Source organism: Mycobacterium sp. BMJ-28 (assembly GCF_054404835.1).
Genome location: NZ_CM136783.1, coordinates 1 through 24,218, shown reverse-complemented (window position 1 = coordinate 24,218; position 24,218 = coordinate 1). Strand labels below are relative to the sequence as shown.

Genomic DNA, 24,218 nt, shown 5'->3' with positions numbered 1-24,218 from the left:
AGCCGGGGAACGAGGCGGGAAGGACGTCGGATGCAGGGCCTAGTACTGCAGCTGACGCGGGTCGGTTTCCTGCTGTTGCTCTGGCTGTTCATCTGGTCGGTGCTGCGCATCCTGCGCACGGATATCTACGCCCCGACCGGAGCGGTGATGGTGCGGCGCGGGCTGGCACTGCGCGGCTCGCTGCTGCCCAACCGGCAGCGCCGGCACATCGCCCGGCACATGATCGTCACCGAGGGCGCGCTGGCGGGCACCCGGATCACCCTGGGCAGCCAGCCGGTGCTGATCGGCCGGGCCGACGACTCCACCCTGGTGCTCACCGACGACTACGCATCGACACGGCACGCCAGGCTGTCCCCACGGGGCTCGGAATGGTACGTCGAGGACCTAGGATCGACCAACGGTACATACCTTGACAGGGCGAAGGTGACGACGGCGGTAAGGGTTCCGATGGGAACGCCGGTACGAATCGGCAAGACGGTAATCGAGTTGCGGCCGTGACACTTGTTCTACGGTATGCGGCGCGCAGCGACCGCGGTCTGGTCCGCGCGAACAACGAGGATTCGGTGTACGCGGGGGCGCGCCTGCTGGCGCTCGCCGACGGCATGGGTGGCCACGCCGCGGGCGAGGTCGCCTCGCAGCTGGTGATCGCGGCGCTGGCACATCTCGATGATGACGAGCCCGGCGGCGACCTGCTCAAGAAGCTCAACGATGCGGTGCACGAAGGTAATTCGGCCATCGCCGCGCACGTGGAGGCCGATCCCGAACTGGAGGGCATGGGCACCACGCTCACCGCGATCCTGTTCGCGGGCGGCCGGCTGGGCCTGGTGCACATCGGTGACTCCCGCGGCTATCTGCTGCGCGACGGGGAGCTGACCCAGATCACCAAGGACGACACCTTCGTCCAGACACTGGTGGACGAGGGCCGCATCACCGCCGAGGAGGCGCACAGCCACCCGCAACGGTCGCTCATCATGCGGGCCCTCACCGGCCACGAGGTGGAGCCCACGCTGATCGTGCGGGAAGCCCGGGTCGGTGATCGCTACCTGCTCTGTTCGGACGGCCTGTCCGACCCGGTCAGCCACGACACCATCCAAGAGGCGATGCAGATCCCGGATGTCGTCGACTGCGCGGACCGGCTGATCGAACTGGCTCTGCGCGGCGGCGGACCCGACAACGTCACCGTGGTGGTGGCCGACGTCGTCGACTACGACTACGGCCAAACCCAGCCGATCCTGGCCGGGGCGGTGTCCGGGGAGGACGACGACACCCTCCCACCGAACACCGCGGCCGGCCGGGCATCGGCGTTCAACCCCCGCCGGATCGCACCCAAACGGGTGGTGACACAAGCGGAGGAACTCCCAAAAGCGCACCGCCCCAAGCGGCGCCTGGTGATAGCGGGAGTGGTGGTGTTGTTGGTCGTGCTGGCCGGCTTGGCGGTCGCACGGGAGATCATCCGTAACAACTACTACGTCGGTGAGCAGGGCGGCACCGTCTCCATCATGCGGGGCGTGCAGGGTTCGTTCCTGGGTCTGGCCCTGCAGGAACCGTTTCTGGTCGGCTGCCTCAACCCGCGAAACGAGTTGTCGCTGATCAGTTTCGGCCAGTCCAAGGACCACCTGGACTGCGAGCTGCTCGGCGTGGACGACATCCGCGAATCCGAGCGCGCCCAGGTTGCCGCGGGCCTGCCGGCAGGCAGCCTGGATGACGCGATCAGCCAGATCAACGAGCTGGCGCACAGCTCGCTGCTGCCGATCTGCGCCCCGCCGGCCACCACCCCCAAACCGACACCCCGCCCGGCCCCGGTCGTCACACCGCCCGTCCCCGCACCGACCACCTCGGGGGCACCGGCGCCGACGAGCACCCCGAAGGACCCCGCGGCCCCGGACACCGGCACCAGCCCCACTCCGGCGCCCACCTCCGGCACCCCGTCGCCTGCACCCGCGCCCGCCCCGACCACCACCTCCACCCAGGCGCCGACCGTTACGGCGCTGCCGCCCTCACCGCCGGAGCCGGGCACCACCTGCCGGACGGCGTCATGACAACCGCACCCCAGTCGCCCGTCGCCGTCACGCCACCGCTGCCGAACCGGCGCAACGCCGAACTGGGGCTGCTGGGCTTCGCCGCGGTCATCACCACCGTCGCCCTGCTCATCGTCGAGGCGAATCAGGAACAGGGCATCAGCTGGGATCTGCTGCAGTACACCGTGGCCTATCTGGCCCTGTTCGCCGGCGCGCATCTGGCGGTACGCCGGTTCGCGCCGTACGCCGACCCACTGCTGCTGCCAGTGGTCGCGCTGCTGAATGGCTTGGGACTGGTCATGATTCACCGCCTCGACCTGGCCGCCGCACCGATGAATCCGGACAGCCCGACCGCCAACCAGCAGATGCTCTGGACGCTGGTCGGCGTGGTCGCGTTCTCTGTCATCGTGATCGCCGTGCCCGATCACCGGGTGCTGGCCCGCTACGGCTACCTCTGCGGTTTGACCGGCCTTGTGCTGCTTGTGATTCCGGCGCTACTGCCGTCGAAGTACTCCGAGCAGAACGGCGCCAAGATCTGGATCCAGTTCCCCGGCTTCTCCATCCAGCCGGCCGAGTTCTCCAAGATCCTGCTGCTGATTTTCTTCTCCGCCGTACTGGTGGACAAGCGCGAACTGTTCATCAGCGCCGGAAAGCACGTGCTGGGAATGGATTTGCCGCGACCGCGGGACCTGGCCCCGTTGTTGGTGGCCTGGGCCGCCTCGGTCGGGGTGATGGTCTTCGAGAAGGACCTGGGCACCTCCCTGCTGCTGTACACCTCGTTCCTGGTGCTGGTGTACGTGGCCACCGGCCGGCTCACCTGGGTGCTCATCGGCCTGGGCCTGTTCGCCCTGGGAAGCGTTGTGGCATACCACCTTTTCGGGCATGTCCGGGTCAGGGTGCAGAACTGGATCGACCCGTTCGCCGACCCCGACGGTGCCGGATTCCAGATGGTGCAGTCACTGTTCAGCTTCGCCACCGGCGGCATCTTCGGGACCGGCCTCGGCAACGGCCAGCCCGGCACCGTGCCTGCTGCCTCAACGGATTTCATCATCGCCGCCATCGGTGAGGAACTCGGCCTGGTGGGCCTGGCCGGGGTGTTGATGCTCTACACCATCGTGATCATCCGGGGGCTGCGGACCGCGGTCGCCGTGCGCGACAGCTTCGGCAAGCTGCTCGCCGCCGGCCTGGCGTCGGCGCTGGGCATCCAGCTGTTCATCGTCGTCGGCGGGGTCACCAAGCTGATCCCGCTGACCGGGCTCACCACCCCGTGGATGTCCTACGGCGGCTCGTCGCTGGTGGCCAACTACATTCTGCTGGCCGTCCTGGCACGGATATCGCACGCGGCCCGGCGACCCATCACCTCCTCCCGCGGACCGAATCCCGCCCCGATCGCCGCGGCCAGCACCGAGGTGATCGCGAAGGCATGAACACCGCCCTGCGCCGCCTCTCCGTCACGATCATGGTGCTGATCGTGCTGCTCCTGGCCAACGCCACCTTCACCCAGGTGTTCACGGCCGACGGCTACCGCACCGACCCGCGCAACCAGCGGGTCCTGCTCGACGAGTACTCCCGCCAGCGCGGCCAGATCTCCGCCGGCGGCCAGCTACTGGCCTACTCGGTGTCCACCAACGGGCGCTTCCGGTTCCTGCGGGTCTATCCGAACCCGCTCGCCTACGCACCGGTCACCGGTTTCTACTCGCTGCAGTACTCCAGCAGCGGCCTCGAGCGCGCCGAGGACGCCATCCTCAACGGTTCCGACGAGCGGCTGTTCGGGCGGCGGCTGGCCGACTTCTTCACCGGCCGCGACCCGCGCGGCGGCAACGTGTCGACCACCATCAACCCGCAGGTGCAGCAGGCCGCCTGGGATGCCATGCAGCGCGGCTGCGACGGCCCGTGCAAGGGGTCCGTCGTGGCCCTGGAACCGTCCACCGGAAAGATCCTGGCGATGGTGTCCGCACCGTCGTACGACCCCAACCAGCTGGCCAGCCATGACGGCGCCGAACAATCCGCCACCTGGCAGCAGCTGCGGGACAACCCGGACACCCCGCTGGTGAACCGGGCGATCTCGGAGACCTACCCACCCGGCTCGACGTTCAAGGTGATCACTACCGCCGCGGCGCTGCAGGCCGGCTCCACCCCGGACACCCAGCTGACGTCCGCGTCGCGCATCGCGCTGCCGGACAGCACCGCAACGCTGGAGAACTACGGTGGCTCCTCCTGCGGGAACGGCCCGACGGCCTCGCTGCGGGAGGCGTTCGCGCGGTCCTGCAACACCGCCTTCGTCCAGCTGGGCATCAACACCGGGGCCGACAAGCTGCACGCGACCGCCCGTGCGTTCGGACTCGACGAACCCCCGACCCCGATCCCGCTGCAGGTGGCCGACTCCACCATCGGCCCGATCGACGATCGTGCCGCGCTGGGGATGTCCAGCATCGGCCAGAAGGATGTCGCGGTGACACCGCTACAGAACGCGATGGTGGCCGCCACCATCGCCAACGACGGCGTCACCATGACGCCATACCTCGTCGACGGCCTCAAGGGGCCGGACCTGTCCAATATCGCCACCACCGCCCCGCAGGAGTTGCGGCGGGCAGTGTCACCGCAGGTCGCGGCTACACTTACTGATCTGATGGTGGGCGCCGAGCAGGTGACGCAGCAGAAGGGAGCCATCGCCGGCGTGCAGATCGCATCGAAGACGGGCACCGCTGAACACGGGACGGATCCCCGCAACACCCCGCCACACGCCTGGTACATCGCATTCGCCCCGGCGCAGGCCCCCAAGGTGGCGATCGCCGTGCTCGTGGAGAATGGTGGGGACCGATTGTCGGCCACGGGCGGCGCGGTGGCCGCCCCGATCGGGCGAGCGACCATTGCGGCCGCTCTGCGGGAGGCATCATGACGGCCCGGGTGGGTGTGACGCTGTCCGGACGCTACCGGCTGCAGCGACTGATCGCGACCGGCGGTATGGGCCAGGTGTGGGAGGGATTGGACACCCGGCTCGGCCGCCAGGTGGCGATCAAGGTGCTCAAGGCGGAGTTCTCCGAGGACTCCGAGTTCGTGGACCGCTTCCGCGGTGAGGCGCGCACCGTCGCCATGCTCAACCACCCCGGCATCGCCAGCGTGTACGACTACGGCGAGACCGAGATCGAGGCCGGCGAGGGCCGGACCGCCTATCTGGTGATGGAGTTGGTCAACGGCGAGCCGCTGAACTCCGTCATCAAGCGCACCGGCCGGCTGTCGCTGCGGCACGCCCTGGACATGCTCGAGCAGACCGGCCGCGCGTTGCAGGTCGCACACACCGCCGGGCTGGTGCACCGCGACGTCAAACCCGGCAACATCCTGATCACCCCGACCGGCCAGGTGAAGCTGACCGACTTCGGCATCGCCAAGGCCGTGGACGCAGCCCCGGTCACCCAGACCGGCATGGTGATGGGCACCGCGCAGTACATCGCGCCCGAACAGGCGCTGGGCCGCGACGCCACCGCGGCCAGTGACGTGTACTCACTCGGCGTCGTCGGCTACGAATCCCTTTCCGGCAAGCGGCCTTTCACCGGTGACGGTGCGCTGACCGTCGCGATGAAACACATCAAGGAGCAGCCCGCGCCGCTGCCCGCCGATCTGCCGCCCAATGTGCGCGAGCTGATCGAGATCACCCTGGCCAAGGAACCCAACCACCGGTACCGCTCCGGTGGCCCGTTCGCCGACGCCGTGGCCGCGGTGCGGGCCGGACGCCGGCCGCCGCGCCCCAACCATGCGCCCACCATCGGCCGGGCCGCCCCCGCGGCGATTCCGTCGACCACGCAGGTCCGGGCAGCCGCGGCCGCCGAATACCGGCCACCGCCAACCGCCGCGCGGCCCCGCCCGGCCACCGGCAGCCACCGCACCCCGCCGCCGCGGCGCACCTTCTCGCCGGGCCAGCGGGCCCTGCTGTGGGCCGCGGGTGTGCTGGGCGCGCTGGCCATCATCATCGCCGTGCTGATCGTGCTCAACGCGCAGGACAAGAAGGATCGTCCGGTGCAGCAGGAGACCTCGACCAGCACCACCGTCGTCGGCGTGCCCCCCGTGACGCCACCGCCCAGCGGGTCCCCGTGACCACACCCCAGCACCTCTCGGATCGCTACGAACTCGGGGAGATCCTCGGCTTCGGCGGAATGTCCGAGGTCCACATCGCCCGGGACACCCGGTTGCACCGCGATGTCGCGGTCAAGGTGTTGCGCGCCGACCTGGCCCGCGACCCCAGCTTCTATCTGCGTTTCCGCCGTGAGGCGCAGAACGCCGCGGCGCTGAACCACCCGGCGATCGTCGCCGTCTACGACACCGGCGAGGCGGAGACACCCAACGGCCCGCTGCCCTACATCGTCATGGAGTACGTCGAGGGTGTGACGCTGCGCGACATCGTGCACACCGACGGGCCGATGGAACCGAAGCGGGCCATCGAGATCATCGCCGACGCCTGCCAGGCCCTGAACTTCAGCCACCAGCACGGCATCATCCACCGCGACGTGAAGCCCGCGAACATCATGATCAGCAAGAGCGGCGCGGTGAAAGTGATGGACTTCGGCATCGCCCGTGCGCTGGCCGACACCGGCAACAGTGTCACCCAGACCGCAGCGGTGATCGGCACCGCCCAGTACCTGTCCCCCGAGCAGGCCCGCGGTGAACCGGTGGATGCCCGCTCCGACGTGTACTCGCTGGGTTGCGTGCTGTACGAAATCCTCACCGGGGAACCACCTTTCGTCGGTGACTCACCGGTGGCGGTGGCCTATCAGCATGTCCGCGAGGATGCCCATGCACCGTCGACCCGGCACCCGGGTATCTCCCCGGAGCTCGACGCGGTGGTGCTCAAGGCGCTGACCAAGAACCCGGAGAACCGCTACCAGAGTGCGGCCGAGATGCGTGCCGACCTGATCCGGGTGCACAGCGGCGAGGCACCCGAGGCGCCCAAGGTGCTCACCGAGGCCGAGCGCACCAACATTCTGACGGTCAGCCAGCCGCACGCCCGTGCGCTGCCGACCGAGCACATCCCGGCGGCGGGCAATTACAACCCGTCGGCCGGCGGGGGATCGGTGGGACGCTGGCTGATCGCCGTCGCGGTGCTCGCCGTGCTGACCGTGGTGGTCACCATCGCGATCAACGCGATCGGCGGGAAACCCCGCGACGTGCAGATCCCCGATGTGGCGGGCCAGGCCTCCGCGGACGCCATCGCCACCCTGCAGAACCGCGGCTTCAAGACCAACGTGGCGCGCAACCCGGACTCCAAGGTGCCGCCCGACCACGTCATCGGCACCGACCCGAATGCCAACACCTCGGTCAGCGCCGGTGACGAGATCACCGTCAACGTCTCCACCGGACCCGAGCAGCGCGAAGTGCCCGACGTGTCCGGGCTGAGCTACGCCGAAGCGGTTCGCAAGCTCACCGACGCCGGCTTCGGCAAGTTCAAGCAGGCGCCGTCATCGTCGACGCCCGAGCTGAAGGACCGGGTGGTCAGCAGCGTGCCGCCGGCCAATTCCACCTCGGCGATCACCAACGAGATCACCATCGTGGTGGGCACCGGGCCGCAGACCAAGGCGGTGCCCGACGTCGCCAACCAGACCGCCGACGGCGCGTCCACCAACCTGAAGATCCTGGGATTCACCACGGTCATCACCGCGCCGGTGGCCAGCCCGCGCCCGGCCGGGGAGGTGGTGGCCACCGATCCGATCGCCGGGACCGTCGTCCCGCTCGATGCCACCATCACGCTGAAGGTGTCGCTGGGCAACCAGTTCGTGATGCCGAGCCTGGTGGGTCAGTTCTGGGTGGACGCCGAGCCGATCCTGCGCAGCAAGGGCTGGACCGGAACGTTGATTCCCGGGCCCCCCGTCACCGGGCTCCCGGATCAGCAGAAGGCGCGCGTCCAGTCGCAGAGCCCGTCACCGGGCGCCGGCGTCGGCTTCAGCGACGACATCACGCTCAGCTTTGCGTCCTAGCCGACCGTCGTAGCGCGCCGGACCGTGTCGGCGACTTCCTGCTCGAGCTTGGCGACCAGGCTTTCCGCCGGGGCCGCACCGAAGTAGCCCAGCCAGTTCGCCAGCATCCGGTGACCGCCCTCGGTGAGGATGGATTCCGGGTGGAATTGCACACCGTGGATGGGCAGCTCCGTGTGCCGGACCGCCATGATCACCCCGCTGTCGGTGTGCCCGGTGGACTCCAGCGCGTCGGGCAGGGTGTCGGGCAGGATGGTCAGCGAGTGGTACCGGGTGGCCGTGAACGGATCCGGAAGTCCTTGCAGCACACCGGTATTCGCATGGTGGACCAGGCTGGTCTTGCCGTGCAGCAGTTCCGGCGCGCGGTCCACCGTGCCCCCGAAGGCCACCCCGATGGCCTGGTGTCCCAGGCACACCCCGAGCAGCGGGGTACCCGTCTGCGCGCTGGCGTGCACGAGAGGGATGGAGGCCCCGGCCCGTTCCGGGGTGCCGGGGCCGGGGGAGAGCAGGATGCCGTCGAAGTCGTCGGCGACGCGGCGCGGGTCGGCCAGCCGGTCGTCGTCGTTGCGCCAGACCTGGGCCTGCACGCCGAGCTGACCCAGGTACTGGACCAGGTTGAACACGAAGCTGTCGTAGTTGTCGACGACCAGAACCTGCATGCGATCAGGCTACTTGGGCCCGCAAAGCGGTTAATACCCGAGCGGACCGGCGGGTTTGGCGTACTTCATGCGTACCGGCGCGGTGTATCCGGCGAGTTCGACACCCGGGCGAGGCACCTCGGTGTAGCCCAGACCGAACCGCACCGCGTACTGCTTGTAGAGCGTGACCAGCGGCGCGGCGGCCAGGGCGGCCTGCATGGCGGCGACGTTGCCGATGGCGGTGACGACATACGGCGGGCTGTAGGTCCGGCCGCCGAGCAGCAGCGTGTTTCCGACGCAACGCGGCGCCGAGGTGCCCACGATTCGCTGATCCTGCATTTGGATGCCCTCGGCGCCCGCACTCCACAGCGCGTTCAGCACCGCGACGATGTCCTGTTGGTGCACGACCAGATCATCGGGTGCGGCGTCACGCGGGAACCGGCCTTCGGCGTCGCGCTGCGCGTCGTTGAGCGTGACCACCAGCCCGGGCCCGCGCTCCGGGTTCAAACCGGCCTGTTCGGCCAGCTGATCGGAGCGCCGGGTGATGGCGTGCAAGGCGGCGTCGGCGCCCGGCGACCCGCCGTGATGATTGTCGATCGCGGCGACCAGCTGATCGCGCTGGGCGGTGAGCCGATCCACCCCGCTCTGCGCCTCTCGGACCAGGTCGACCAGGCGGGGGGCGTCGCTGCGGCGGATCTCACCGCCGGCGGAGACGCCGTGGGTGGTGGCCAGCAGCAGGCCGGCCAGCAGACACACCACCGGAACCGCGAAACGCCAGGCCGAGAGTGGTCTCGCAGAATTCCCGGCCCGGGCAGGTGCTGCGTTAGGCTCGGTAGTCAATCTCGGCCGCCGTCTTCCATCGTCTCCAAAGGTAACCATGCCCAAGTCCAAAGTTCGCAAGAAGAACGACTTCACCATCAACCCGGTGAGCCGGACCCCGGTCAAGGTCAAGGCCGGGCCGTCGAGTGTGTGGTTCGTGGTGCTGTTCGTCGGCCTGATGCTCATCGGTCTGCTGTGGCTGCTGGTGTTCCAGCTGGGCGCCACCGGCCTGAACGCCCCGACTTGGCTGAACTGGATGGCTGATCTCGGTCCGTGGAACTACGCGATCGCCTTTGCCTTCATGATCACAGGATTGTTGCTCACCATGCGGTGGCGCTGACACTCGATCCCGCCGAGATGAATTCATTTTGGCTCCGCAGTGTTACCCGACTCGCAACCAGGCCGTCATCCAATCACAACGTTGTGATTCATCCCCATTGGGGATAGCGCCTGTGGATAACCGCAAACCGCACGGTGAGACCCGGTATTGAGGCGATGCAGCAAACAACTTGGGGCCCCGCGACCGCCGGCATCGTCGGCATCGGTGCTGCCGGACTCGTCATGGCGATTGCCGTTGTGACTGTGGTCACAGATGGTCCGGGACGTGTTCTGGGCGGCGTTGCCGCAGTGGGTTTGCTGGTGTTTGCAACTATGTCGTGGGTCTCACGGCCGAAACTGGCAATCTCCAGTGAAGGTCTGGTGATCCGCGGTTGGTGGCATACCCGGGTTTTGCGGCGCGACGAGATCACCGTCATCCGGATCACCGAATTCCGCCGACTGGCGCGCAAGGTACGACTGCTCGAGGTGGACACCACCGACGACCGGCTCTACGTGTTCACCCGGTGGGACCTGGGCACCAGCCCGCTCGATGTGCTCGACGCACTGACCGACGCGGGGTATGCCGGGCCATGACACACATCAGCGCACGCCCGCGGTAGCGAGCGTGCGCTGAGAGAGTGTGGGTCAGGCGGTGTGGATCAAGACACCGTGATCGACTCGATGACCACCGGCTCGGCGGGCCGATCGCTGCGATCGACGGCCGTGGTGGCGATGGCGTCGACGACCTTCTGCGACTCGGGATCGACGACCTCACCGAAGATGGTGTGCTTGCGGTTCAGGTGCGGGGTCTGGCCCACGGTGATGAAGAACTGCGAACCATTGGTGCCCGGGCCCGCGTTGGCCATCGCCAGCAGGTAGGGCTTGTCGAACTGCAGCTCGGGGTGGAACTCGTCGGCGAACTTGTAGCCGGGGCCGCCGCGGCCGGTGCCGGTCGGGTCGCCGCCCTGGATCATGAATCCGTCGATGACCCGGTGGAAGACCGCGCCGTCGTAGAACGGGCCGGAGGTGCCGCCGGAGGCGTTCTCGGTGCTGTAGTCCTTGGTGCCCTGCGCCAGGCCGACGAAGTTGGCGACCGTCTTGGGGGCGTGGTTACCGAACAGGGCGATCTTCACATCACCGCGGTTGGTGTGCAGCGTTGCGGTGGCTGTCTGAATGGGGCTCGTCACGACTTGCAGTCTGCCACCTTCGGATCGGCGGGTTGCCGTGGCCCCACTGTGGCCCGCTGCGACATCCCGTACCGCACCGGCGCCGTTGGTGGCAGGCTGGAGGCGCGTTTCCTGCCCGTCTGCGAAAGAGGTGCCCATGAGTTCCGACACGGATGTCCGGCTGACGCCCGGCCAGCGGCTCGCCCGCGGCCTGAAGTACACCGTGGTGGGCCCCGTCGACCTCACCCGCGGCACCCTGGGCGTGGGGTTGACCTCGGCCAGCGCGTCGGCTTCCTGGCTGGGACGGCGGCTGCGCAACGAGCCGGTGGCCGAGCCGCCGCGCCGGCGCAAGCCGCTGCTGTGGATCGCGGTCGGGGCTGTGGTGCTGGCCGGCGGCGCCGTGACGTTCTCGATCGTGCGCCGCTCGACGCGGCCCGACCCGTCACCGTTGCCGCCGAGCGTCGAGGTGTCCCAGCGGCCTTAACCCAGTGCCGGCAAGCCGGTGGTCGGCAGACCGATGGTCGGGACCGAAGGGACTCCGGTCGTCGGGAGGCCGGGGATGCCGGCCGTGGTGCCACTGAGTGTCTGCAGCGGGGCGGCCGCTCCCGTGAGGGCCTGCAGCGGATTGGTCGCCGCGCCCGTCACGCTCTGCATCGGGTTGAGCGCCGAGGTGGCACCGGTCAACACGCCGGGCACGTGGCCGTTGGCCAGGTCGTTGATCCAGGACGGGCACTGGTTCTGGATGACCAGATTGGTCACGCCGCCCGCCACCGCACCGCCGAGCGCGTTGCCGTTGGCGTTGTAGGAACCGCTGGCGAAGTTACTGCCGGCCTTGGCGAGCAACGGGCAGAACATCTCACCCACTTGGGCGATCATCGAGCTGATCGGTCCGTTGTTGCCGACGCCCACGTCGTTGAGGACGGTGGTGACGGGGTCGGCCGCGGCACGCGGCACGGACCACCACATCGCGGCGATCAGGATGGCGACCGCCACCAACACCGGCCGGAGCACCGTGGCGAGGACGTCGCCGGTGCGCACCAGCGCGCGGCCGAGCCTTCGCCGGCTGGCCCAGTCCGGCAATGTCTGGTGATACAGCGCAATCGTCATACCGTTCCCCTTCGTTCCCCGATGGCATCGTGCGGATCGAGACGCGATGTCACTTCGGTAACGTTGGGCTACAAAGGTCACATTTTTAACACGGCACGGTAACCGTTCGAACCCTATGCGTTTCGCACCCTTGAGCTGTGGCGGATTGCTGAGAAGATGACCGGTTTACTAAACGGGGAGTAAGAGATCAGGCGGTTACCTTAACGAAAATTGCGCGCGCTCAACCGAATTCGATAGGTGGTTGAGGTAGCCGACGCAGACAGGGCGCGACGTGAAAGAGAGATTGTGGAGCCTAGGAGATTCGAACTCCTGACATCTGCCTTGCAAAGGCAGCGCTCTACCAACTGAGCTAAGGCCCCTTAAGGGTTTTCCGCGGTGTGCCAGACTTCGGCGCCGTGTCGCGACCGCCAGAGCAAAGCGGCGGCGATCGCGGACGCCGCCATCGCGAGCACTACCACCAGCCTCAAGGTGTAACCCTTCCGTGGGCCTAGGAGGACTCGAACCTCCGACCTCTTCGTTATCAGCGAAGCGCTCTAACCACCTGAGCTATAGGCCCGTAAATACCGCTCTACGGCCGAGCGACGAGATTACCGTAACGGCGCCCGTCTACCCAAACCGGCTGCCGCCGGCCACGCCGGCGGGCCGGCCATCAATCCCTGTCGGCCAGCGTGACCTCGACCCCGCCGACCAGATCGGTGGTGAGGTTGTAGATGAACGCGCCGGCCGTCGCCATCGCCGTCAGCAGCACGATGTTGACCAGACCGATGAGCGCGGCTCCACCGAAAATCGTTCCGCTGGAGACCAATTCGCCTCCGGTGCCGCTGTTGCTGGTGAGCAGATCGCCCACGTTGCTGTTCAGCTTGCTCCACACACCCATACCGCCGAGCACCAGATACAGGAACGCCACCGCGATCATCCACACGAAGAACAACGCGCCCGACAGCACCAGCGACACCTTCAGCGTGCTCCACGGGTCGATGCGGCGGATCTGCATGCTGGCCCGCACCGGACCCTGCTTGCGCGCGGTGGCCTGCACCCGGGTGGCCGGGGGAGCGGCGGGCCGCTGCTCGGGCTGCGGCGCCGGTGCACCCGCCGGACGAGCCGGGCGCGGGGCCGGGCCGGACAGGTCCGGCAGTTCGCTGGCGTAATTCTCCGACCGTGCCGGCTCGGGGCGTTCGGTGCGGGTGGGCAGCACCTCGGTCTCCCGCGGAGCGGCCTCCCGGGCCGGCCCGTTACCGCCGGCGATGAACCTGTTCAGCCTGGCGTCGACACCGGGGGCATGCGGTGCGGGCCGCACACCGCCCTCGGCAGGGCGGGCCGCGCCGGCGCGGGCCGCCGGGCCGCGCTGCCACGGGGGCGCTTCACCTTCGGGTGTCGCACCCGGCGCCCCAGCGGCGCTGTTGGCGCTGCCGGGGCCCTCGCTTGCCCGCGAGTGGCCGGGTTCCTTCGGTGACGTCACCTACGGCTCCTTAGCTCAATCCGGTTGCCTCGGTGGCAATCGGCGGTCACGCTACGCGTCGGTCTGCTCATCGCCTTCTGGCTCAGTGCTCGCCGGCTGACTGTCCTCGGGCTGAGCGCCCTCGAGCTGCTCGCCTTCGGGCTCGTCGCCTTCCTCCGCATTGCGTGCGATGGCAATCAGTGTGTCGCCCTCGCCGAGGTTCATCAAGCGCACCCCCTTGGTCTGCCGCCCGGCCTTGCGCACCTGGCGCGCGGCCGTGCGGATCACACCGCCGCCGGAGGTGATGGCATACAGCTCGGTGTCGTCGTCGACGATGAGGGCGCCGACCAGGCTGCCGCGGCGCCGGTCGTACTGGATGGTCAAGATGCCCTTGCCGCCGCGACCCTGCGCCGAGTACTCCTCGATGTCGGTGCGCTTGGCATATCCGCCCGCCGTGGCGACCAGCAGATAGGTACCCTCGCGGACCACGTTGAGCGACAGCAGCCGGTCGTCCTCGTTGAACCGCATGCCCTGCACACCGGAGGTGGCCCGGCCCATCGGGCGCAGCGCATCGTCGGTGGCGGAGAACCGGATGGACTGGCCGTTGGCCGAGACCAGCAGCAGATCGTCCTCGGCGGAGCACAACACGGCGCCGACCAGTTCGTCACCGTCGCGCAGGTTCACCGCGACGATGCCGCCGGAGCGGTTGGAGTCGAAGTCGACCAGCTTGGACTTCTTCACCAGTCCGTTGCGGGTGGCGAGCACCAGGTACGGCGCATCCTCGTAGCTCTGGATCTGGATGACCTGGGCGATGCGCTCCTCCGGCTGGAACGCCAGCAGGTTGGCCACATGCTGGCCGCGCGCCGTCCTGGACGCCTCGGGTAGGTCGTAGGCCTTGGCCCGGTACACCCGGCCCTGCGTGGTGAAGAACAGGATCCAATCGTGGGTGGAGCAGACGAAGAAGTGGTTGACGATGTCGTCGGCCTTGAGCCCGGCCCCCTGCACGCCCTTGCCGCCGCGCTTCTGGCTGCGGTAGAGGTCGGTCTTGGTGCGCTTGGCGTACCCGGTCTCGGTGATGGTGACGACGACGTCCTCGCGCTGGATGAGGTCCTCGTCCGCGACGTCGCCGTCGGCGGCGATGATGCGGGTGCGTCGCGGGTCGCCGTGCTTGTCGACGATCTCCTTGAGCTCGTCGCGCACGATGGCACGCTGGCGCTCCGGCTTGGCCAGGATGTCCTCGAGATCGGCGATCTCGGCTTCGATCTTGGCCAGATCGTCGACGATGCGCTGCCGTTCCAGGGCAGCCAGCCGGCGCAGCTGCATGTCGAGGATGGCCTGGGCCTGGATCTCGTCGACGTCGAGCAGCTCCATCAAGCCGCTTCGGGCCACATCGGCATTCGCCGAAGCCCGGATGAGGGCGATCACCTCGTCGAGGGCATCGAGGGCCTTGACCAGACCGCGCAGGATGTGGGCGCGCTCATTGGCCTTGCGCAGCCGGTAACGGGTGCGCCGGTTGATCACGTCGAGTTGGTGGGCGACGTAGTACCGGATCATCTGATCCAGGCGCAGCGTGCGCGGCACCCCGTCGACGATCGACAACATGTTGGCGCCGAAGCTGGTCTGCAGCTGGGTGTGCTTGTAGAGGTTGTTCAGCACCACCTTCGCGACCGCATCGCGCTTGAGCTCCACCACGATTCGCAGGCCGACCCGGTCACTGGACTGGTCCTCGATATTGGAGATCCCGGTCAGTTTGGCGTCGCGGACCTGCTCGGCGATCGAGGTGATGAAGTTGTCGTGGTTGACCTGATACGGCAGCTCGGTGATGACGATGCCGGTGCGGCCGCGCGCGTCCTCTTCGATCTCGACCACACCGCGCATCCGGATCGAGCCGCGGCCGGTGGTGTAGGTGTCGTTGATTCCCTGCGAACCGACGATCAGGCCGTGGGTCGGGAAGTCCGGGCCCTTCACCCGCTCGCAGCATGCGGCGAGGGTGGCCTCCTCGTCGGCCTCGTGGTTCTCCAGGCACCAGTAGACGGCCTCGGCGAGCTCGTTGAGGTTGTGCGGCGGGATGTTGGTGGCCATACCGACGGCGATACCGCCGGAGCCGTTGGCCAGCAGGTTCGGGAAACGGCTCGGCAAAACCGTCGGTTCCTGCACCCGGCCGTCGTAGTTGGGGATGAAATCGACTGTCTCCTCGTCGATTTCGCGGAGCATCTCCATGGCCAGCGGGGTCAGCCGGGCCTCGGTGTATCGCATCGCGGCCGCCGGGTCGTTACCCGGCGAACCGAAGTTGCCCTGCCCGTCGACCAGTGGGTAGCGCAGCGACCAGGGCTGCGCCATCCGGACCAGGGTGTCGTAGATCGACGAGTCACCGTGCGGGTGGTAGTTACCCATCGTCTCGGCAACCGACCGCGCCGATTTCGCGTGCCCGCGGTCGGGCCGGAACCCGGAGTCGTACATGGCGTAGAGCACGCGGCGGTGCACCGGCTTGAGGCCGTCGCGAACCTCGGGAAGCGCGCGGCCGACGATCACGCTCATGGCGTAGTCGATATAGCTGCGCTGCATCTCGTGCTGGATGTCAACCGGTTCGATACGGTCTGCCGGGCCGTCGCCGGGCGGCAACGTGGTGTCAGTCATATATTCCTCGTATCAGCTAAACGTCGAGAAAACGAACGTCTTTGGCATTGCGGGTGATGAAACTGCGGCGCGCCTCGACGTCCTCGCCCATCAGGATGGAGAACAGTTCGTCGGCCGCGGCGGCGTCATCGAGGGTGATCTGGCGCAGCACCCGCACCGACGGATCCATGGTGGTCTCCCACAGCTCCTTGGCGTCCATCTCGCCCAGACCCTTGTACCGCTGGATGCCGTCGTCGACATTGATTCGCTTGCCCGCCTGCTTACCGGCCGCGATCAGACCGTCCCGTTCGCGGTCGGAATATGCGAATTCCGGTTCGGAGCGTTGCCATTTCAGTTTGTACAGCGGTGGCTGGGCCAAGAAGATGTGGCCGTTCTCCACCAGCGGCTTCATGAACCGGAACAGCAGGGTCAGCAGCAGCGTGGAGATGTGCTGGCCGTCGACGTCGGCGTCGGCCATCAGCACGATCTTGTGATAGCGCAACTTGGCCAGATCGAACTCGTCGTGGATGCCGGTACCCAGCGCGGTGATGATGGCCTGGACTTCGGTGTTCTTCAGCACCCGGTCGATGCGGGCCTTCTCGACGTTGATGATCTTGCCGCGCAACGGCAGGATCGCCTGGAACATCGAATCGCGGCCGCTCTTGGCCGAGCCGCCGGCCGAATCACCCTCCACCACATACAGTTCGGACTTGCTCGGGTCGGTGGACCGGCAGTCGGCCAGCTTGCCGGGCAGCCCGCCGATGTCGGTGGCGCTCTTGCGGCGCACCAACTCCCGCGCCTTACGCGCGGCCATCCGGGCCTGAGCGGACGAAACCGCTTTGTTCACCACGGTTTTGGCTTCAGCCGGGTTGGCGTCGAACCAGTGCTGCAACTCCTCGTTGCAGATCTTCTGCACGAACGACTTGACCTCGGTGTTGCCCAGCTTGGTCTTGGTCTGGCCCTCGAACTGCGGCTGGGCCACCTTCACCGAGACGACGGCGGCCAGACCTTCGCGGATGTCGTCGCCGGTGAGGTTGGGATCCTTGTCCTTGAGGAGCTTCTTCTCCTTGGCGTACTTGTTCACCACGGTGGTCAGCGCGGCGCGGAAACCTTCCTCGTGCGTGCCACCTTCATGGGTGTTGATGGTGTTGGCGAAGGTGTGCACGGACTCGGAATAGCCGGCATTCCACTGCATCGCGACCTCGACCTCATGGCCGGGGCCCTTCCCCTCGAAATCGATGACGCTGGGCTGGATGGCGGTCTTGGTGCGGTTGATGTGCTTGACGAAATCGACCAGGCCGCCGGGATAGTGGAACACCCGGTGCTTGACCCGGTGCGGCGCGGCGCTCTCGGCCGCCTTCTCCTCCGCGGACTTCGGGGCTTCGGCATGGTCGCTGACCACCTCGTCGACGACCTCTGCGGGGCTGACCCGCTCATCGGTGAGCTCGATGGTCAGGCCCTTGTTGAGGAAGGCCATTTCCTGCAGGCGCCGGGCGATCGTCTCGAAGTCGTAGGTGGTGGTCTCGAAGATGTCCGGATCGGCCCAGAACCGGATGGTGGTGCCGGTCTTCTTGGTCGGCTCCCCTTGCCGCAGCGTGCCCGGGACCGACCTGTCATAGGTCTGGTGCCATTCCATCCCGTCCTTGCGGACATCGGCTTCCAGCCGGGTGGACAGCGCGTTGACCACCGAGACGCCCACGCCGTGCAGACCGCCGGACACCTGATAGGCGCCCTCTTCGAATTTTCCGCCGGCATGCAGCACCGTCATCACGACGTCGATGGTGGGGATGCCGGTGGAGTGCATCGCCACCGGGATGCCACGGCCGTCGTCGGTGACCTGGACGCCACCGTCCTCCAAGATGCGGACGTCCACCTTGGTGGCGAAGCCGGCCATCGCCTCGTCGACGGCGTTGTCCACGACTTCCCAAACCAGGTGGTGCAGGCCACGTTCGCCGGTCGAGCCGATGTACATGCCGGGACGTTTCCGGACCGCTTCCAGGCCTTCTAGTACCTTGATCGAATCGGCACCGTACTCATTCTGGGCAGCCACGTTGGACGCGTCTCCTTGGGGTTCGCGGGGGGCGGTATCCAGTACCGCCCGCAGATCTCGTCACAGTCTACCGTCACCTGCCCACCGGACTGATTCTGTGGCGGCGTTTCCACCTATCTAAACGCGGCGCCTGTCGAATTTCGCGATACAAGGTGCGTCCTGACGCCTGAGAAACTCCTTTGTCGGATTCTGGCGGCTTTCAGCGGACATAGTTCGCAGCTATCCGTACGTATCCCTTGGGCCGCGGCCGGAGATGTGATATCGGCCCTTCTTCCACGACGGGGCCTGCGGACCGAGGATCTTCAGCGAGGTCACCACGCCGTCGCCGACGGCGGCGGCGATCTTGGCCAGAATCTGGGCCTGCATCATTCGGAGTTGGGTGGCCCACGCTGTCGATTCGGCCGCCACGGTCAGCACACCGTCGTGCAGCGCCGTCGGTGTGGCGTGGTCGGCGATATCGGCGCCCACCACCACGTTCCACTGCCCGAGCACCGAACCCTCGGCGACCTGCTTGGACCAGCCGCGGTTCTGCGCCAGGTCGCGGGTGGCCGCACCGAAAGCCTGCGGGTCCCGGACGTCGGGTCCCGGGCCCGACCAGGCGCGGCGCCTGCCGGCGTTGGGGGTGCGCCGGGCCGGCGACGTGCGCCCACGCCCGACATCTTTGCCTTGACTGCGCGCCGCTCCGCGGGCCTCCTCGAGTACCCGGCGGACCATGTCCCTGGGATCTTCGGGCTCCGGTGACTCCGGTGTGGCGGAATCTTCGCTCATGACAGCACCTCCGATATCCGTCCCGTGTCATCGTCGCGCATCCCGACCTCGATACGCCGCGCATCCCAATCGGCCGGCAAGTCGGCCGGCACGGCGGCGGTCACCAGTACCTGCTCCGCGGAGGCCGCCACCTGGGCCAGGGCCAGCCGGCGCGCACTGTCCAGCTCGGCAAACACATCGTCGAGCAACAGCACCGGGTCCGTCCCCTCGGTGCGCAGCAGCTCATAGGAGGCCAGCCGCAGACCCAAAGCCATCGACCACGACTCGCCATGGCTGGCAAAACCTTTGGCGGGTTGGTCACCGAGTCGCAGCTCGAGGTCGTCGCGGTGTGGCCCGACCAGACACACCCCACGTTCCAGCTCGGCCGAACGGCGCCGGCCCAGTTCCTCGAGCAGCGCGGCCTCATAGACCGCCGGGTCGACGGTGCCCGCGGCCGCCTGTTCCTCCACCGCCTCGGTACCGCTGCGATACCTGATGGCCGCCGGCCGGGACGCCGGAGCCAGCAGCTGGTAGGCCTTCTCCACCTCGGGGGCGAGCTGGGTCACCAGCTCGATCCGCGCGCAAAGTAGTTGTGCGCCATGGGATGCCAGATGTCCGTCCCACGCCTCGAGGGTGTCCAGCAGTCCGGTGTCACCGCGGTGGCGCGCCGGTCCCGCGGATTTCAGCAGCGCGGTGCGTTGCCGGACCACCTTGTCGTAGTCCGCCCGAACTCCGGCGATCCGCGGCCGCCGGGTGGTGGCCACCTCGTCGAGGTATCGGCGCCGTTCCCCGGGGTCGCCCCGCACCAGCGCCAGGTCCTCGGGGGCGAACAACACCGCCCGCAGCACCCCGAGCACCTCTCGCGGACTGCGCACCGGTGACCGGTTCAGTCGCGCCTTGTTGGCCCGGCCGTTGGTGATCTCGAGATCGACCGCCAGTTCGCGTCCCTCGTTCGCGACGATGGTTGAAATCACCGCGCGTTCGGCACCGGCCCGGATCAGCGGGGCATCGGTGGCCACCCGGTGCGAACCGAGGGTGGCCGTGTACCACAGTGCCTCAACGATATTCGTCTTGCCGTAGCCATTCGGTGCGACGAACACGGTCTGACCGGGACCCAGCTCGAGATCGGCCCGCGGCCACGAACGGAAGTCCGTCAACACCAGATGACGTACGTACAAATTGTGTTCCCGGGGCTCAGCCCGACTCTGAAACTCGTTGCACCGCGTGCCCACCGAACTGGTTACGCAGCGCCGCAACGGCTTTCATTGTCGGTGAATCATCTTGCCGGGAAAGGAATCTGGCGAACAGTGCGGCCGCGATACCGGGGACCGGCACTCGCAACCTGATCGCCTCTTCGACGGTCCAGCGGCCCTCGCCGGAGTCGTCGGTGTAACCGGTGATGTTCGACAGGCCCGGATCGTCTTTGAGCGCCTTGGCCAGCAACTCCTGCAGCCAGGACCGCACCACGGTGCCGTTGCTCCAGGCCTGGTACACCGCTGCGGGATCCTTCACCAGGGGCTCGGCCGCCAGCATTTCGTAGCCCTCGGCATAGGCGGTCATCAAGGCGTACTCGACACCGTTGTGCACCATCTTGGTGAAATGGCCCGCACCGACCGGTCCCGCGTGCACGAAGCCGTCGGCCACATCGCCGGCAGGGCGCAGGGTGTCGAAGATCGGCATCGCCGCAGCCACGTCCGCATCACTGCCGCCGACCATCAGGCCGTAGCCCTCGGTGAGCCCCCAGATACCGCCGGACACTCCGGCGTCGATGAACGCAATGCCCTTGTCGCCCAGAAGTTTTGCGTGTGGAGCGTCTTCGGTGTAGCGCGAGTTGCCGCCGTCGATCACCAGATCGCCCGGGCGCAGGTGCTCGGCGAGTTCCACGATGGTCTGGTGGGTGACGTCACCCGAGGGCACCATCACCCACACCACGCGTGGCTCCGCGAGAGCGTCCGCCAAGGCACCGAGCGTGGGAACGTCGGTGACTTCGGGCCGCGGGTCGTAACCGATGACCTCATGACCGCCCGCACGCAGGCGTTCCCGCATGTTGAAGCCCATTTTTCCCAGGCCGACCAACCCGAGCTGCATATATGTCCCCTTTACCGCGAGTAGGACCGGTCAGCCAGGAAGACGTACCGGCATCAACAGATAGACGTAGTCGGTCTGACCGGCCGGGAACGGCCCGGATGAACCGACGGTCTCATCATTCTCGCCTGCCGGCCGCAACACCGCGGGACGGCTCGGTGTCGTGAAGCCGAACGTCACACGCTCGGAGTGCAACGAGCTCAGCCCATCGGTCAGATAGCCGGGGTTGAACGCGATGGTGAGCGGTTCGCCGGCGAACTCGACCTGCAGATCTTCCTCGGCACGCCCGACATCGTCGGCACCCGCGGAAAGCCGAACGTGGTCGGTGTCGAATTCCATCCGCACCTGCGCACCGCGGTCGGCGACCAGGGCCACGCGTTTGATCGCTTCGGTCAACTGGGCCACGCCCACGGTGGCGATCGCGGTGTGTTCGGTGGGCAGCAGCTGGCGGAACTTCGGGAATTCGGCATCCAGCAGCCGGGTGGTGGTCCGCTTGCCGTTGGAGCGAATACCCAGCAGCCCTTCCTTGCCGACCGCCGCTCCCGCACCGAGGGCGAGTTGCACCTCGGTGCCCGCGGTTCCGGCTTTGGCGGCGTCGGCGAGCGTCTTGGCCGGCACCAGCACCGCCGCCTCGACGCCGGCGACCGTGGTCGACCAGGTGAGTTCGCGCACTGCCAACCGGAACCGGTCCGTCGCGGCCAGCACGACCTTGTCCCCGGTGATCTCGACGCGGATGCCGGTGAGCATCGGCAGCGTGTCGTCCCGGCCCGCCGCGACAGCCACCTGGCCGATCGCCTCGCCGAACAGGTCGGCCGACACCACACCGGTCTCGTCGGGCAACGCCGGCAACGAGGGATAGTCCTCGACGGCCATGGTGGGCAGCGAGAACCGGGCACTGCCGCAGCTCAGCGATACCCGGGTGCCTTCCACGCTGACGTCGACCGGTTTGGCGGGCAACGACCGGGTGATCTCGGAGAGCAACCTGCCGGACACCAAAACGCTTCCCGGAGAAGCGATCTCGGCAGCAACGCGGATCTCGGCGGAAGTTTCGTAGTCGTATCCGGAGATCGTCAGCCCGTCATCGGATCCGGTGAGCAGCACGCCGGCCAGGACCGGGACGGTCGGGCGGCTGGGCAGATTACGGGCGACCCAGGCCACCGCGTCGGCAAAATCCTCACGTACCAGGCGGAACTTCAAATCGGTGAGACCAACGCTCGTCGTCACCACGTCCATAACGTCCCTTCGATCTACCGCATCAACAAGCACAAGAGCGCGGATGCCCAGTGTCGCTCCGAGCCTAGTCGCGAAGTGAACGGCGACCATGCCGGCTATCGAATCACCACCGTAGAGCGTTGAGCGCGAAGTTGAAAGCGATTCGCTCGCCGAAGCCGGGGGCCGACGACGGTGCCGAAACGGGACATTGCGAGCTCTGTCCCCAACAGCCTTCTTCTAAAGGAGGAACTAGGTAGAGATACAAGCAACAGTAATAGGGCCTGTGCAGGTTGGGGATAGCCCCGTGGCTGCGCTGGTGGGCCGGGTCGGCGGGGTGTGCGCATCCTGTGGAATTACCCGGGCCGCACTGGGTGCGGATGTGGATAACTTCGGCAGTGTGGAGTGAACTCCCGTTGGCCGGCCGGTTACGCGCAACTTGTACACAGCGGTGTGCACACCTTTTTCGTGTGACAAAGGGTGCGCCAGGGGCAGAAGTTTTTTCGAAAAGATTTTCCGGCGGGAGCTTCCGGGTGGTGATTTCGGCGCACGCCGAACACCGAGCCGCCGACGGGACGCCGGCACTCGAGCGGATGTGGAGAAGAGCTCAGCCCTTGGAGCGCTGACGGATCCGGGTGGTGAGTTCCTTGACGTGATCGAAGATCTCACGCCGTTCGGCCATCCCGTCACGGATCTTGCGCTCGGCGTACATCACGGTGGTGTGGTCCCGGCCGAATGCCTCGCCGATCTTGGGCAGCGACAGGTCGGTGAGCTCGCGGCACAGATACATGGCGATCTGGCGGGCCTGAGCCAGGGCCCTGGTCTTACCGGGCCCGCGGAGCTCTTCCAGCGAGGTCTCGAAGTACTCGGCGGTGGCCGCCATGATGGTCGCGGTACTGATCTGCACGGTGCTGGCGTCGGCGATCAGGTCGCGCAGCACGATCTCGGCGAGGGCCTTGTCGATCGCGGTGTTGCTCAGCGACGCGAATGCGGTGACGCGGATGAGCGCGCCCTCGAGCTCGCGGATGTTGCGCTCGATGCGGCTGGCGATCAGCTCCAGCACGTCCGGAGGCACATCGAGGCGGTCCATCTGCGCCTTCTTGCGCAGGATCGCGATGCGGGTCTCCAGCTCGGGTGGCTGCACATCGGTGATCAGCCCCCACTCGAACCGGGTACGCAGCCTGTCCTCGAGGGTGGCCAGCTTCTTGGGCGGCCGGTCCGAGGAGATGACGATCTGCTTGTTGGCGTTGTGCAGGGTGTTGAAGGTGTGGAAGAACTCTTCCTGGATACCTTCTTTGCCCTCGATGAACTGGATGTCGTCGACCAGCAGCACGTCGATATCGCGGTAGCTGCGTTTGAACGACGCCTTGCGATCGTCACGCAGGGAGTTGATGAAGTCGTTGGTGAATTCCTCGGTGGAGACGTACTTGACCCGCATGCCGGGGAACAGCTTCTGCGCGTAGTTGCCGGCGGCGTGCAGCAGGTGCGTCTTGCCCAGACCGGACTCACCCCAGATGAACAGGGGATTGTAGGCCCGCGCGGGCGCTTCGGCGATGGCCAGCGTGGCGGCGTGCGCGAAGCGGTTGGATGCGCCTATGACGAATGTCTCGAAGGTGTACCGCCGGTTGAGGCTGACATCGTCGGGTTCGGGATTGGCCGGCTGCGACCGGTTGAAGAACGTCGGCCAACTCTGTTCGGCGCTGGTGCGCGCCTCGAGATCGTCGTCGACTTCCTCGGCGTCGGCGGCCTGCGGTTCGGCCGGTGCCGGTTCGGGCTCGGCTTCCGGAGTGGAGATCCGCACGGCGAGTTCGACGCGCTGACCGAGCTGTCGGCTCAGCGAAGCGACGATCGGTTCACGGAGATGGCGCTCGATCTCGTTCTGCACGAACGGGCTGGGCACCGACAACAGGGCAAATCCCTCGGTGATGACCAAGGGCTGGACCATGCGCAGCCAGGCGCGCTGCTGCGGTGTCAGCTGCGAGGTGAGTTCGGCGACGACGTTGTTCCAGATCGTGCCGAAGGAAGCATCGGGGTCGGCGGCCAA

At 67.3% G+C, this 24,218-nt stretch carries 20 protein-coding genes, 2 tRNA genes and 1 pseudogene; 9 read left to right on the top strand and 14 right to left on the bottom strand.

What is annotated here, in order from left to right:
- Positions 1 to 30 precede the first annotated feature (30 nt).
- The 6 genes and pseudogenes from ACXPWS_RS00115 to pknB all read left to right on the top strand — a co-directional run bounded on the left by ACXPWS_RS00115 (position 31) and on the right by pknB (position 7,984).
- On the top strand, positions 31 to 498 hold the full coding sequence (locus tag ACXPWS_RS00115) for an FHA domain-containing protein FhaB/FipA (protein WP_458710490.1): 468 nt from the start codon (positions 31 to 33) through the stop codon (positions 496 to 498).
- Entirely contained in the window at positions 495 to 2,039 is a 1,545-nt protein-coding gene (locus ACXPWS_RS00110; protein ID WP_458710489.1) for a PP2C family protein-serine/threonine phosphatase, read from the top strand. Before ACXPWS_RS00115 ends, ACXPWS_RS00110 begins: the two co-directional genes overlap by 4 nt.
- Positions 2,036 to 3,445, top strand: coding sequence for an FtsW/RodA/SpoVE family cell cycle protein (locus tag ACXPWS_RS00105; protein WP_458710488.1), 1,410 nt, complete (start codon positions 2,036 to 2,038; stop codon positions 3,443 to 3,445). Before ACXPWS_RS00110 ends, ACXPWS_RS00105 begins: the two co-directional genes overlap by 4 nt.
- Positions 3,442 to 4,917 carry a D,D-transpeptidase PbpA gene (gene pbpA / locus ACXPWS_RS00100; protein ID WP_458710487.1) on the top strand — a complete coding sequence of 492 codons (1,476 nt, stop codon included), beginning with the start codon at positions 3,442 to 3,444 and terminating at the stop codon, positions 4,915 to 4,917. Before ACXPWS_RS00105 ends, pbpA begins: the two co-directional genes overlap by 4 nt.
- Positions 4,914 to 6,086 (top strand): annotated as a pseudogene (locus ACXPWS_RS00095) (protein kinase domain-containing protein); the annotation flags it as partial. The gene pbpA and the pseudogene ACXPWS_RS00095, both read left to right, overlap by 4 nt.
- Before the next feature lie 20 nt (positions 6,087 to 6,106).
- A complete protein-coding gene (gene pknB / locus ACXPWS_RS00090; RefSeq protein WP_458710486.1) occupies positions 6,107 to 7,984 on the top strand; it encodes a Stk1 family PASTA domain-containing Ser/Thr kinase in 1,878 nt (625 codons plus the stop codon).
- Here pknB and ACXPWS_RS00085 read toward each other — a convergent pair.
- A complete protein-coding gene (locus ACXPWS_RS00085; RefSeq protein WP_458710485.1) occupies positions 7,981 to 8,640 on the bottom strand; it encodes an aminodeoxychorismate/anthranilate synthase component II in 660 nt (219 codons plus the stop codon). The two genes, pknB and ACXPWS_RS00085, sit on opposite strands and share 4 nt — an antisense overlap.
- A gap of 30 nt (positions 8,641 to 8,670) precedes the next feature.
- A complete protein-coding gene (locus ACXPWS_RS00080; RefSeq protein WP_458710484.1) occupies positions 8,671 to 9,498 on the bottom strand; it encodes a DUF881 domain-containing protein in 828 nt (275 codons plus the stop codon).
- Here ACXPWS_RS00080 and crgA point away from each other — a divergent pair.
- Positions 9,497 to 9,778, top strand: a complete 282-nt coding sequence (gene crgA / locus ACXPWS_RS00075; RefSeq protein ID WP_024452501.1) for a cell division protein CrgA — start codon at positions 9,497 to 9,499, stop codon at positions 9,776 to 9,778. The two genes, ACXPWS_RS00080 and crgA, sit on opposite strands and share 2 nt — an antisense overlap.
- Positions 9,779 to 9,933: 155 nt before the next feature.
- Entirely contained in the window at positions 9,934 to 10,350 is a 417-nt protein-coding gene (locus tag ACXPWS_RS00070; protein ID WP_458713774.1) for a PH domain-containing protein, read from the top strand.
- A 65-nt stretch (positions 10,351 to 10,415) separates the two neighbouring features.
- On the opposite strand, the gene ACXPWS_RS00065 is transcribed toward ACXPWS_RS00070, so the two are convergent.
- Positions 10,416 to 10,943: a peptidylprolyl isomerase gene (locus ACXPWS_RS00065; protein WP_458710483.1), complete on the bottom strand. Its 528-nt coding sequence runs from the start codon at positions 10,941 to 10,943 to the stop codon at positions 10,416 to 10,418.
- A 136-nt stretch (positions 10,944 to 11,079) separates the two neighbouring features.
- Here ACXPWS_RS00065 and cwsA point away from each other — a divergent pair, with 136 nt between their 5' ends.
- Positions 11,080 to 11,406 carry a cell wall synthesis protein CwsA gene (cwsA, locus tag ACXPWS_RS00060; RefSeq protein WP_458710482.1) on the top strand — a complete coding sequence of 109 codons (327 nt, stop codon included), beginning with the start codon at positions 11,080 to 11,082 and terminating at the stop codon, positions 11,404 to 11,406.
- Here the strand turns inward: cwsA and ACXPWS_RS00055 are convergent.
- From ACXPWS_RS00055 to dnaA, 11 genes are all read right to left on the bottom strand, one after another.
- Entirely contained in the window at positions 11,403 to 12,029 is a 627-nt protein-coding gene (locus ACXPWS_RS00055; protein ID WP_458710481.1) for a hypothetical protein, read from the bottom strand. The two genes, cwsA and ACXPWS_RS00055, sit on opposite strands and share 4 nt — an antisense overlap.
- 286 nt (positions 12,030 to 12,315) lie before the next feature.
- A tRNA-Ala gene (locus ACXPWS_RS00050) sits at positions 12,316 to 12,388 on the bottom strand.
- Between the two features lie 123 nt (positions 12,389 to 12,511).
- Positions 12,512 to 12,585 (bottom strand) — tRNA-Ile (locus tag ACXPWS_RS00045).
- Between the two features lie 93 nt (positions 12,586 to 12,678).
- Positions 12,679 to 13,488 (bottom strand): DUF3566 domain-containing protein, encoded by an 810-nt coding sequence (locus ACXPWS_RS00040; protein ID WP_458710480.1) that lies wholly within the window; start codon positions 13,486 to 13,488, stop codon positions 12,679 to 12,681.
- A gap of 51 nt (positions 13,489 to 13,539) precedes the next feature.
- A complete protein-coding gene (gene gyrA, locus ACXPWS_RS00035) occupies positions 13,540 to 16,104 on the bottom strand; it encodes a DNA gyrase subunit A (RefSeq protein ID WP_458710479.1) in 2,565 nt (854 codons plus the stop codon).
- A gap of 16 nt (positions 16,105 to 16,120) precedes the next feature.
- Positions 16,121 to 18,133 carry a DNA topoisomerase (ATP-hydrolyzing) subunit B gene (gene gyrB, locus ACXPWS_RS00030; protein WP_458710478.1) on the bottom strand — a complete coding sequence of 671 codons (2,013 nt, stop codon included), beginning with the start codon at positions 18,131 to 18,133 and terminating at the stop codon, positions 16,121 to 16,123.
- A gap of 219 nt (positions 18,134 to 18,352) precedes the next feature.
- Positions 18,353 to 18,901, bottom strand: coding sequence for a DUF721 family protein (locus ACXPWS_RS00025; RefSeq protein ID WP_458710477.1), 549 nt, complete (start codon positions 18,899 to 18,901; stop codon positions 18,353 to 18,355).
- On the bottom strand, positions 18,898 to 20,058 hold the full coding sequence (gene recF, locus ACXPWS_RS00020; RefSeq protein ID WP_458710476.1) for a DNA replication/repair protein RecF: 1,161 nt from the start codon (positions 20,056 to 20,058) through the stop codon (positions 18,898 to 18,900). The genes ACXPWS_RS00025 and recF overlap by 4 nt, the downstream gene beginning before the upstream one ends.
- A 16-nt stretch (positions 20,059 to 20,074) precedes the next feature.
- Positions 20,075 to 20,968, bottom strand: coding sequence for a phosphogluconate dehydrogenase (NAD(+)-dependent, decarboxylating) (gene gnd / locus ACXPWS_RS00015; RefSeq protein ID WP_458710475.1), 894 nt, complete (start codon positions 20,966 to 20,968; stop codon positions 20,075 to 20,077).
- A gap of 30 nt (positions 20,969 to 20,998) precedes the next feature.
- Positions 20,999 to 22,198, bottom strand: coding sequence for a DNA polymerase III subunit beta (gene dnaN / locus ACXPWS_RS00010; RefSeq protein WP_458710474.1), 1,200 nt, complete (start codon positions 22,196 to 22,198; stop codon positions 20,999 to 21,001).
- Positions 22,199 to 22,781: 583 nt separating this feature from the next.
- Positions 22,782 to 24,218, bottom strand: coding sequence for a chromosomal replication initiator protein DnaA (gene dnaA, locus ACXPWS_RS00005; protein WP_458710473.1), 1,437 nt, complete (start codon positions 24,216 to 24,218; stop codon positions 22,782 to 22,784).

Bases quoted from the DNA above. Each gene is read 5' to 3' on its own strand.
- ACXPWS_RS00115 (WP_458710490.1), top strand. From the start codon at position 31: ATGCAGGGCCTAGTACTGCAGCTGACGCGGGTCGGTTTCCTGCTGTTG.
- ACXPWS_RS00105 (WP_458710488.1), top strand. From the start codon at position 2,036: ATGACAACCGCACCCCAGTCGCCCGTCGCCGTCACGCCACCGCTGCCG.
- pbpA (WP_458710487.1), top strand. From the start codon at position 3,442: ATGAACACCGCCCTGCGCCGCCTCTCCGTCACGATCATGGTGCTGATC.
- ACXPWS_RS00085 (WP_458710485.1), bottom strand. From the start codon at position 8,640: ATGCAGGTTCTGGTCGTCGACAACTACGACAGCTTCGTGTTCAACCTG.
- crgA (WP_024452501.1), top strand. From the start codon at position 9,497: ATGCCCAAGTCCAAAGTTCGCAAGAAGAACGACTTCACCATCAACCCG.
- ACXPWS_RS00080 (WP_458710484.1), bottom strand. From the start codon at position 9,498: ATGGTTACCTTTGGAGACGATGGAAGACGGCGGCCGAGATTGACTACC.
- ACXPWS_RS00070 (WP_458713774.1), top strand. From the start codon at position 9,934: ATGCAGCAAACAACTTGGGGCCCCGCGACCGCCGGCATCGTCGGCATC.
- cwsA (WP_458710482.1), top strand. From the start codon at position 11,080: ATGAGTTCCGACACGGATGTCCGGCTGACGCCCGGCCAGCGGCTCGCC.
- ACXPWS_RS00055 (WP_458710481.1), bottom strand. From the start codon at position 12,029: ATGACGATTGCGCTGTATCACCAGACATTGCCGGACTGGGCCAGCCGG.
- gyrA (WP_458710479.1), bottom strand. From the start codon at position 16,104: ATGACTGACACCACGTTGCCGCCCGGCGACGGCCCGGCAGACCGTATC.
- ACXPWS_RS00025 (WP_458710477.1), bottom strand. From the start codon at position 18,901: ATGAGCGAAGATTCCGCCACACCGGAGTCACCGGAGCCCGAAGATCCC.
- gnd (WP_458710475.1), bottom strand. From the start codon at position 20,968: ATGCAGCTCGGGTTGGTCGGCCTGGGAAAAATGGGCTTCAACATGCGG.
- dnaN (WP_458710474.1), bottom strand. From the start codon at position 22,198: ATGGACGTGGTGACGACGAGCGTTGGTCTCACCGATTTGAAGTTCCGC.